This window comes from SAR324 cluster bacterium, assembly GCA_029245725.1.
Taxonomy (GTDB): Bacteria; SAR324; SAR324; order SAR324; family NAC60-12; genus JCVI-SCAAA005.
This window is the reverse complement of the sequence record JAQWOT010000362.1, coordinates 1-9,958: the sequence shown is the minus strand read 5'-3', so window position 1 is coordinate 9,958 and position 9,958 is coordinate 1. Positions and strand designations below refer to the sequence as shown.

The following is a 9,958-nucleotide window of genomic DNA, read 5'->3' as shown; positions in this document are numbered from 1 at the left end:
TGTTAAGGTGCTCTCCCCAGCGGAAAAATTAATTCTCTTCTCCCACCTATGTTCTGTTAGGAACTAACTTTTTCCTCACTATCACAATCTCGACACAGGCCAGGCATCCAATGCACCGGACATGGACGCACACCGAAATAGAAATCATCGTGGAAGACTATTTCTCGATGCTCCGAAGCGAGATGTTGGGGAAATTCTATAATAAAGTAGATCACTGTAAAAAGCTGGTTAGCCGTCTCAATTTGCGAATAGAATATGAAATTGAGTTGATGTACCAGAACATCAGCGCCGCACTGATCGAACTCGGATTGCCGAGTATCAGTGGATACAAGCCGCTTTACAACTACCAGAAAGAACTTGTCCCAGCAGTGATTCGGGGGTTTCTTCAGCAAAATCCTGAATTCAACCAGCTTTTTTTGCAGGACACGCTGACAGTCCCCAAACCACGGATGATGCAGCAACTGCTGGAGATAATGGAGAGTGCCCCCAAGAATTCTTCCTTGCCACTGCTCTCACCAAATGACGCAGAGGAGTGGGTTGGTATCAATTACCTGGAGTTGGAAGCAAGCAATCAACAGTTGGGAGATGCGGGAGAAAAACTAGTGATGGCCTATGAAAAGGCACGGTTACGGACGATGGGTCGAATGGATTTGCTGGACTCTGTGGAGCAGGTTTCCGAAACGCTTGGACCCAACGCTGGCTACGACATCCGCTCTTTTGAGCAGGATGGTAAGGAACGTTTCATTGAGGTGAAGACTACCAAGTATGGCAAGCTGACCCCATTCTTCGTGACTGCTAATGAGTTGCTGTTCTCTGAGAGAAATCGTGAGCAGTACCACCTCTATCGAGTGTTCAATTACCGGGTATCGCCTTCTTTGTTCCAGCTGTCCGGACAGTTGAACAACTTTTGCCGCCTGAGGCCGTCCATTTATCGAGCTTACTTGGCTTGATCAATCATCTCAACCAAAGGAGAAGAACCTATGAAAACCATTTTTGGTCGAAATAACGACCACATTGGCTAGTAGCGAGGGAGTAATTGTTCGTGGATCGCTTTGATTTGCTGGATCGCATGTTGGAACTCAAGACCGGAATTCTTTCGGCAGAGGAGATTAAAGATTGGCATAAGCGGGAAGAGTTGGAACGCAAGCTCGTCGAAGTGAAGGAAATGCTAAAGGAGTTTGACGAACGCAGAAATCCTTGAGAGGCAGTGTTCGAAGCATGAATCAAGGGACTCCATGTCCCATTCCATCAATTAGACTTTTTTGGTTCGCTCAACTGAAAGAGATGTCCATGCACCTTCTGCATGCCCAAGAGAATCAGGCGGTAATTTTCTTGTTCAGTTGGCTCGATTGGATCGCTGGAACCACTAGAATTCTTGGTGCGGAAAACTCCTGAAAAACGATTCTGCCATGTCATCTGACCTCCCTGAAAGAAATGAAGAATGGAAGCGGCCTATCTTATCATCAGGTAAACCCAGCAGAAATTGAGCCAGCTTGATCTCCAGATCGATCAGCAGGAAGAAGGTACTGATCTGATCTCCAGCACAGAACCTATATTGGATAGATTTGATCGTGAATTTGTCAGTGAAATTTCCGAAGGGAGTGGTTCAGCTGAGAAGCAAGAAATTAGGTGGGAAATGTGAGGAGTCCTTCGGTCTGAATGCTGCCTTTTAGCGACTCCTCTTGTTGAATCCAGACAAATGCTCTCCTATTGAATAGTTGATACTCAACTAGGATGATTTAAAGTAGAGCAGGAGGAGACAACCAATACAGAGCCTTAGGGGGGCCCCTCATGAATCAGCTAGGACCAGAAGAATGCTGCCAGCCTTGCGCATTGCAATCATTGGTATCAGTGGTTGTGGCAAAAGTACACTCGCTCAGCAATTGAGTGAGCAGTACGCAATCCAATACTTCAAAATCGATGAAATGTATTGGCAAGAAAACTGGACGCTGCGCAAATCAGAGGAGTTTTGCGAACTGGTAGCAGCTGCAATTGCTGAGGATAGTTGGGTAATTGACGGGCATGGGGCCTCTGCCAAAATGCTGATTTGGCAAAGAGTCACACATATCATTTGGCTGAATTATCCCTTTGCTCGTGTCTTTAGCCAACTGCTTAGGCGAACGATTCGGAGAGCGTGGACAAGGGAAGTGATTTTCTCAGGAAATCGAGAATCTCTGCGACAGAGTTTCTTCAGCAAGGATTCGATTCTTTTGTACATGCTCCAGAACTTCTTAGCTAAACGCCGAGAACTTTGTGGATACTTCGAGCAGTATCCTGAGCTTCAGGCAAAAGTGATTGAACTAGATACACCTGTGCCTTTTGAACTCCTGCTGCAACAGCTTGCTCTCACTCAAAACTAAGGCAAGATCGTACAGGAATTCATTCTAGCGTGCCGAGTCAGTCTTTCGCGAAGCTTCGCCGGGAATGCTGATGTGAAACGATATTGCTGTTGAAAATGATCAAATTACGTTGAACACACCAGTTATTCTCTGCATTCTACCATAGAGTGTATATATTCAAACATTACTTGAAACTTAGAATTAGCAACCCTATAAATCGTTTTCTGAGGCTCCAAGCGATACACTCTGAATACAGTGGCCAAGCTGTTCAAAGAGTCTCTTGCTCACTGATCCTCTCACAAAACTGGTTCGTGAGCTCCAAATGCGGGAAGTTTTCTCATCTTTTTACTTCCCGCACTTCACTGTGAATCTTCGTTGGGAGGTCTCTACAGAGACTTCCCTAAGATTAACAAATCCTCCAAATTGATGAGCTTGCCGTGAATGATGGAAGAAACCTATTCATTTGGCTTTTCTTGATTATTGCCATTCTAGCTGGCCTGGGCCTATTGGAAACAGTCCTGGAAGTGCCCCAGATCTAGTAGAATCTTGAGCAACAGATCATACCTAGCCGCTGGAGAGTAGTTACGCCCGAATTGCTCTGCTCGTTTTTTTGCTACTAATCCAGACTACTGCATCTTCACGCTATTCCGACCACCAGAGCAATTCATTCACTCATGCCAGCATTGAGAAGCAGCAAATTAGGATCTGTTACAGTCCCTTCTGGGGTTTGATCAGATGCTTCTCTCCAGTTTTTTTGGGAAAATAGCGAGCGATGTTCGCTGGATCAATTGCTTCAAGCAGACTCAACTCATCGGTGATGTGGCTAGCAAATGTGGTCTTGATCTCATTGACCACTCTAGCTTGCAACTCCGCAGCGCGCTTTGGCCCTAATTTCTTAAGAACCGGCATCACAAGCCAGCCCCCAACTCCCCAATACATGCCATAGTTTTGTCCCAGGGTAATAGGACCGCGCGTTAGCCTTCCGTAGATATAAACCTGCTTGTGTTGTTCAGCACCATAGGTGTTCAGACCAGAGGCATTGCGGCTCAAGGCATGCTCCATCGAGGAAAGTAGGGTGTCCACCATTCGACCACCACCAATTGCATCGAAAGCTAGGGTGGCTCCAGTTTCTGCCATTGCATCCACTAACTGTTCTTTGAAGTCCTCGTCCGTCGAATTGATGATATATTTTGCTCCCAATGTTCTTAGAAGTTGTGCCTGTTCTACTGAGCGAACAACACAGATCAGATCAATGTTTTCCTGTAGGCAGAGCTTCAAGAGCATTTGGCCTAGATTGGAAGCCGCAGCAGTGTGCACTATCGCTTTGTGGTCTTCTTTTTTCAACGTTTCGATAAAGCACAAGGCAGTGATTGGGTTTACGAAAGAGGAAGCTGCCTCTTCCGCCGTAGTGTCCTCTTTGTGAACAAGGCACATCGCAGCAGGCACTCTGACAAATTGCTGATAGCATTGGCCAGATACGAGCGAGACGAGTTTTCCTTCCAAGTGTTTGGCATTGACACCTGCAGTCACGACCCGACCTGCGCCCTCATTGCCAACAGGCAGGATCTGGTCAAGACGAGAGCGGATGGCGTCTAGAAATTGCTCTGAGATCGGTGCCACCATCTTTTGCTGTTGATCATCCAGCATCAGCTTGCCCTGTGAATAATCAGCAAAAGCCAACAAGGGAAACATGTCTGATGGATTAATGGGGGCTGCCTCTATTTTTACCACTACCTCATCATCACTTGGTGTAGGTATCTCGTTTTGAACGATTGATAAAATCAGCTCACCCTGACGGGTTGCGGTTGAAACGATCTGGCGGTTTTCACTCAATGGGTTCTCCTCAAAAAATGATATACTCGTAATGGGATTCGATTCGATCTTGATTAGTTTTGGTTTGGATGGTTTCCATTATCGAGTAGCCCACCCTCGACAAATTCTGCTAAATGAGTAGCAGATCAACTCTTTTTGGCGTACTGTCTGGTCCCATGGCACTCAAACAAATCTTCCATGAAATAACCGCTGTCGGGTGGGCTTCACGTCCAACTATTAAGACTTCCAATGACATATTACCCTGTTTCTCAAAGCGCACAATCTTTCAAAAAGGCATACAGGAACCCTGAATTCCACAGAAAGGTTAAGGTTGCCCGCCGGATGAACAATGTGAAGAGAGTAATTCTAGACTGGGAAACAAAATGAAAAAGCTAACGCAACAGGATCGAACGAGATTGCGTCAGTGCGAAGTGGTGATCTGGCGACTACTGCACAAGAAAGCCGGTCTTGATTATGTAGACTACAGCGCAGCGTGGCAGAGTTGGTTTGATGACCGAGCGACTGATTTAGGAAAGAGTCTCGATCAGGTCCTGCATGATGAGAATGGGAACCTCCGACTTACGAAACAGGACTACCGTAAGTTTTGGGCGTATGCCTATGAACTGCGGGATTTGAAAAGGAAAGGGGAAGATCGTCCTGAGAGAGAGAACGTCCAGAAACTGTTGATCACGTAATCAAAGTAAAAACCATGCACATGAACCCACTCCCATTCACCTTTGTTTTTCCCGTACAGATACCTCTCGCAGAAGAGTACCAGCGACCGATGTTTGAATCGATGGTCTCCGCAGGCTTTCCTAGTCCAGCCCAGGACTACTACGATGGCTACCTCAACCTGCACCAGTACCTCGTAACTGATCCAAACAACGTCTTCTTTGTCCGGGCAAGTGGCGACTCAATGGTGGGTGCTGGAATTCATGATGGGGCCTTGCTGATCGTGGATCGCTCGAAGAAAAAACCCAATGGGAAGGTAGTGATTGTCTCCCTCAACGGGGAATTCACGCTCAAGCGCCTCGTCCAGACTCGGGAGTGTTTTGAACTTCAGCCAGAAAATCCAGACTATCCCAGCATCCCAGTCTCTGTGGACGATGACTTCCAAATTTGGGGCGTGGTGCGGCACGTCATTCATAAGTTGTAGAGAGTGAGAACGTGAGCCGGCCGATCAATTTCCAAGCAAAACTAAACCTCATTTCAGAGCACTGGTCTCCAAAAGTCATTGCGGAGATGAATGACTACCAATTCAAGTTGGTGAAGATCCAAGGCGAGTTTACCTGGCACCACCATTCAGATACAGACGAGACCTTCATTGTCCTGGAGGGATCGATGAGCATTGTGTTCAAGGATCAGACAGTCCACTTGAGTGAGGGAGACATGTTCGTGGTTCCACGGGGCAAAGAACACAAGCCTTTCGCCGAGAACGAGTGCAAGGTATTGTTGGTAGAACCAAGGGGTGTCGTCAACACGGGAGAGGCTGGGGGAGTGTTGACAGCGGAGAATGATGTTTGGATCTAAGAGTGAGCTTCCGGATCTTGACTTCATCCACGTAATAATTCAGAACTGCCCTTCTACCAATTAGAAGAAAAATCTCGTTGAAGCACCAAAATCCAATTTAGGAACCGCACTGTACCCGTTGACGCCAGCGTGCGCGGTTCATAATTCTTAATTTGAGGAGACTCAACCATGGAAGAAGAACTCATCTACACTTTGCTAGATGCCTTTCCTAGCTTCTCCACGCTCATCATCATATTCATGATCTTCTTATTCATGAAAAACATGGTGAAAATTGTGCGGCAAAGTGAAGTAATGATGATTGAAAGGCTAGGGTCCTTTAATAGAACTATGAAATCTGGACTTCATTTCAAACTTCCGGTCATCGAACAGATTCGTAAAATCAATTGGCGGGATGAAGAGTTAGAGAGAATCGATATGAGGGAAAGAGTGCTGGACATTCCAGCACAGACTACGATCACCAAAGACAATGTATCCCTTGAAATTGATGCCGCGGTCTACATGCAGATTACCGATCCCGAAAAAGCCGTTTATGAGATCAACGATCTACCTTTAGCGATCAGTCAACTTACCCAAACAACCCTGAGGTCACTGATTGGTGAATTTGATTTGGACGAAACTCTGGCTTCCAGGGATAAAATCAACTCCAGCCTTAAGATCGTTCTTGATGACGTAACAAACAAATGGGGGGTCTTGGTAAACCGCGTGGAGTTAGCCAATGTTTCACCTCCCCAGGCAGTGTTGGAAGCCATGGAAAAGCAGATGCAGGCCGAGCGTGAGAGACGCGCCGTGGTGTTGTCTGCAGAGGGTGATAAGGAATCTCGAATTGCAAGATCTGAAGGTGAGAGACAAGAAATGATCAACCAAGCCACGGGTGAAAAAGAGTCTTTAATTCAAACTGCAGAGGGCCAGAGAGAGGCTGCCATCTCAAGAGCCAATGGTGCCGCACAAGCCCTCGAAATCATGTCTTCTGCAGAAAAGGAAGCCATCAAAAAAATTGCAGAGTCCCTCGGAGGAGATCTCAAACTAGCTACGAACTACATGATCTCTAAATCTTACATTGATGCCTATGAGAAATTTACGCATGGTGAGGGGGATAAGGTCTATCTTCCGTACGATGCATCCAAATCGATGGCGGCGTTTGGTAATTTAGGAGATCTGTTCAATCAGTCGAAAAGCTGATGGAAATTTGGTTGATTTTGTTCCTCGCTGGGCTAGGGCTGGTTGGACTAGAATTCGTTTTGCCGATGATGTTCTGGATGCCCTTGGGCTTAGCAGCCCTTGCCACCGCCCTGGTTAGCTATTTTGTTGACAATTGGTCAGTATTGGGAATTTGGCCAGTACTAAGTATGATCTTATTTATCGGGATCAAGAAATCTTTCAGCGGTGAAAATCAGCAAAAGTATAAATCCGGAGTGGAGGGATTGATTGGGACGGAAGGGGTTCTTGTAGAGGCGATTGACAATCAAAAGGGGACTGGCAAAGTCAAAATCAATGCAGATGTTTGGAACGTAAGGTCATGTGAGGTGGAAGTGCCTGTCGGCAAGAAAGTTAAGGTCGTAGCTGTTTCAGGCAACCAAGTAGATGTCGAAGAGAACATTGATTTTCAGGACTACCTAGAAAAGGATTTTGATCGGAAACTGAATGAATAGTCTCAGTTGAAGAATCTCTAATCAATCTGCTGAGACGTGGGATCTGATGAAATCTCACTGCTGGAGCAGATGCCATTAACCTGTTAATTGTGACTTCACCTATCCTCACTTTCTAAACATTTTAAATAATTTAAATTATCAAAGTTCTATAAGTTCAGATCTATCTTTAGCTGAGAATCAAAAGGAATCCAAGAAAACAGAACCGATGTCTCCGGATGACTAATTAACAAGAACGAGGAAAATTACCGACTCTACCTGACTGCTTTTCAGGAGTGTGCTTTTCACCACGCTACCATGTTTGGGCAGATGATTGTACGCCTGGAGAATGGGGAGTTGCCCTCTGATGAGGGTTGCCATTGACGGAAGAAAGTGGGTTGCCAGTCGCCTTTTATCCGGTGATGTTCAGCGAACGGGTACAGCGGCATCTGACTGTCAACAAGGACAACATTCAGGAGGAACACCTGAAGGCCCTAAAGGCTAGAGCACAAAAGAGATTGGAGGCAAAGAATCGACAAAACGTAGTCAACTCTGAGTAAGTAAAAGGAGCTTGAGGGCGATTCTGAGCATCCCCTTTCGTTATTCTCTCTCCTTATGCTGGTATTCTGGCTTTGATTTCTAAGATGGTAGAGCCAACCACTGCTTACCAATTCGTTTCATTTTCCTAATTGTTTTGGGATTTCACCTTTTTCATTACGGGTTCTAAGTACTTTTTTCATTGAAAAAATTTCCTTTCCTAGAGCATTAGGTTTTTTTGAGTCCTCTAGAAATAGTTGAAAATACTATCGATATACTTGATAGCGCTATCAATACCAATACGCCTCTTTCAAAATGATCATATCCACCAATATTTACCACAATAGCACCACCTAAAATACCAAACCCCATTTGGGCTGCTCCGACAATTCCTGAAGCATTTCCACTAGAATCCCCAGCTGATGACATTGCACCAATAGTTGTATTAGCAATTACAAACCCGGATGCAAAGCCTAGTAACATTCCGGACAAGCCGAGTATAAATGGGTAATTTAAATCAAGACTCCAAGGCAGAAGCAGAGACATCACTGAAACCAAGCACATACATCCACCTAATTGAGCCATTGGTTCAATACCAAATCTTCTAACATAGCGCTTTGTTATATAGTTTCCCAATATGTAGCCACAAGGATTTAGCATAAACCAGAAACCTATTTCAGATGCTGTCGCTCCTATCCTGTTATATTCAAAAGATATAAAACCAATCATAGTAAAAAAAATTCCAGCACAACTTGAAGACGATACCATGAAAGCAATAAAGTTTTTGTTTTTTATTAGGATTATATAATCATTAAAAACCGTAATGAATTGGAAGTATTCGTTTTTTTTATAATTTGTTTCAGGCAAAGTTAAAAACACAACTGTTAGCAATAATAAACCAGAAATAAAGATCAAGAACATTGTTCCTCGCCAGCCAATTAAATCACAAATTAACCCTCCAAATACAAAGCTAATTATTGGGACAATAGACATTATCATACTCATCAAAGCAAAAGCACTAGCTCCTTCCAATCGATTATAGATATCACTAATTATTACCCTGACAAGGGAGACTATAGCAGCTGCTCCTAAGCCCTGTATAATTCTCGCTGAAACAAGCATTTCTATAGATTGAGAAAAGCTGGCCAATAGCCCCCCAATTGAGAAAATTATTAGGCCCATTAGTAAAAATGGGCGCCTACCATAGAGGTCCGAAAGAGGTCCATAAAGTAACTGAGCAATTGCCATGGATAGAAAAAAACCAGACAATAATAATTGTGCATCTGCTTCGCTGGTCTTGAAATATGATGTAATTGTTCCAAGTGCTGGGGAGATAATTGTAATACCAAGAAATCCTGTTCCCATTATTGAGGCTAATAACCAAAGCGATATTGTGGGTATATTATCTGATTTAAAGCCTGATGAATTCTGATTCATTTAATTATTTTTAATCTTGAATTGAGATTGAGTGATTTATGTAATCAATCTGAAAAATTTATTGCTTTTTTAAATTGAACAGTATCAATAGCTGTATAAAAGAGAGTGTTGAAATACAGATATAACATCTTTCAATTAATTAGTGATTCCCCGGATTTCCTGAAAATTCCACTCTGAATCCCATTTGTTGATGCTGGTATGGAGTTGGCCTGACTTCGTTCCTGCAGGAATGTCCGATCCTGCTGCATCCGTTCTCACAATATTCTGTACTCTGACTTACGCAACAAACGTTCTTCTGACACTGCTGTCTCCAATTCTTAATGGTATCGGTTACTCGGAATTAACCTGCCTGCAATGAATGGGATTCTCCGCATCAGCACTGCTGCCTCCAGATTGATGCCGGCACCTAATATTTAAAACTGTTCCAGGCCCTAGAGTTCATCTGCAAAGAACTGCTGCATGCGTTAGAGAGTTAACTCACGCATAGACTTTCGATTCCTGCATCAACAGTCAAATTTCGTGATTAATTACGACTTTTTTGCGACTAGTTGATGTTTTACCTAGGGCCTGTGATCAATTTAGCCAAATGACCCCCGCTATCCAGTGGATACCTCCTAGAAAAGCACAGGCCCACTGATCGTAACGGGTGGCAATCCCCCGGTATTGCTTCAGCTTGGC

At 44.4% G+C, this 9,958-nt stretch carries 14 protein-coding genes; 10 read left to right on the top strand and 4 right to left on the bottom strand.

Annotation, left to right across the window (positions count from 1 at the left end; all coding sequences use genetic code 11):
* Positions 1–110 precede the first annotated feature (110 nt).
* Positions 111–950 carry a DUF3883 domain-containing protein gene (locus P8O70_20225; protein ID MDG2199168.1) on the top strand — a complete coding sequence of 280 codons (840 nt, stop codon included), beginning with the start codon at positions 111–113 and terminating at the stop codon, positions 948–950.
* Positions 951–1,042: 92 nt separating this feature from the next.
* On the top strand, positions 1,043–1,201 hold the full coding sequence (locus P8O70_20220) for a hypothetical protein (GenBank protein MDG2199167.1): 159 nt from the start codon (positions 1,043–1,045) through the stop codon (positions 1,199–1,201).
* Positions 1,202–1,248: 47 nt separating this feature from the next.
* Here P8O70_20220 and P8O70_20215 read toward each other — a convergent pair whose 3' ends face one another.
* On the bottom strand, positions 1,249–1,416 hold the full coding sequence (locus P8O70_20215; protein ID MDG2199166.1) for a hypothetical protein: 168 nt from the start codon (positions 1,414–1,416) through the stop codon (positions 1,249–1,251).
* A 67-nt stretch (positions 1,417–1,483) separates the two neighbouring features.
* Here P8O70_20215 and P8O70_20210 point away from each other — a divergent pair, with 67 nt between their 5' ends.
* Positions 1,484–1,642 (top strand): hypothetical protein, encoded by a 159-nt coding sequence (locus P8O70_20210; GenBank protein ID MDG2199165.1) that lies wholly within the window; start codon positions 1,484–1,486, stop codon positions 1,640–1,642.
* A 172-nt stretch (positions 1,643–1,814) separates the two neighbouring features.
* Complete coding sequence (locus P8O70_20205) at positions 1,815–2,360, top strand: EutP/PduV family microcompartment system protein (GenBank protein MDG2199164.1); 546 nt, start codon at positions 1,815–1,817, stop codon at positions 2,358–2,360.
* 687 nt (positions 2,361–3,047) lie between these two features.
* Here the strand turns inward: P8O70_20205 and P8O70_20200 are convergent.
* A complete protein-coding gene (locus P8O70_20200) occupies positions 3,048–4,172 on the bottom strand; it encodes a zinc-binding dehydrogenase (protein MDG2199163.1) in 1,125 nt (374 codons plus the stop codon).
* 362 nt (positions 4,173–4,534) lie between these two features.
* On the opposite strand from P8O70_20200, the gene P8O70_20195 reads away from it, so the two are divergent.
* From P8O70_20195 to P8O70_20170, 6 genes are all read left to right on the top strand, one after another.
* Complete coding sequence (locus tag P8O70_20195) at positions 4,535–4,846, top strand: hypothetical protein (GenBank protein ID MDG2199162.1); 312 nt, start codon at positions 4,535–4,537, stop codon at positions 4,844–4,846.
* A gap of 20 nt (positions 4,847–4,866) precedes the next feature.
* Complete coding sequence (gene umuD / locus P8O70_20190) at positions 4,867–5,307, top strand: translesion error-prone DNA polymerase V autoproteolytic subunit (protein ID MDG2199161.1); 441 nt, start codon at positions 4,867–4,869, stop codon at positions 5,305–5,307.
* A gap of 11 nt (positions 5,308–5,318) precedes the next feature.
* The gene (locus P8O70_20185; protein MDG2199160.1) at positions 5,319–5,681 is read left to right on the top strand and encodes a cupin domain-containing protein; all 363 of its coding nucleotides are present in this window, start codon (positions 5,319–5,321) and stop codon (positions 5,679–5,681) included.
* Positions 5,682–5,849: 168 nt separating this feature from the next.
* A complete protein-coding gene (locus P8O70_20180) occupies positions 5,850–6,860 on the top strand; it encodes an SPFH domain-containing protein (GenBank protein ID MDG2199159.1) in 1,011 nt (336 codons plus the stop codon).
* Entirely contained in the window at positions 6,860–7,330 is a 471-nt protein-coding gene (locus P8O70_20175; protein MDG2199158.1) for an NfeD family protein, read from the top strand. The genes P8O70_20180 and P8O70_20175 overlap by 1 nt, the downstream gene beginning before the upstream one ends.
* Positions 7,331–7,686: 356 nt before the next feature.
* A complete protein-coding gene (locus P8O70_20170; protein MDG2199157.1) occupies positions 7,687–7,866 on the top strand; it encodes a hypothetical protein in 180 nt (59 codons plus the stop codon).
* A 205-nt stretch (positions 7,867–8,071) separates the two neighbouring features.
* On the opposite strand, the gene P8O70_20165 is transcribed toward P8O70_20170, so the two are convergent.
* Positions 8,072–9,280, bottom strand: a complete 1,209-nt coding sequence (locus P8O70_20165) for a multidrug effflux MFS transporter (GenBank protein ID MDG2199156.1) — start codon at positions 9,278–9,280, stop codon at positions 8,072–8,074.
* A gap of 573 nt (positions 9,281–9,853) precedes the next feature.
* Positions 9,854–9,958, bottom strand: a 105-nt coding sequence (locus P8O70_20160) for an IS5/IS1182 family transposase (protein ID MDG2199155.1), incomplete at its 5' end; no start/stop codon positions are given.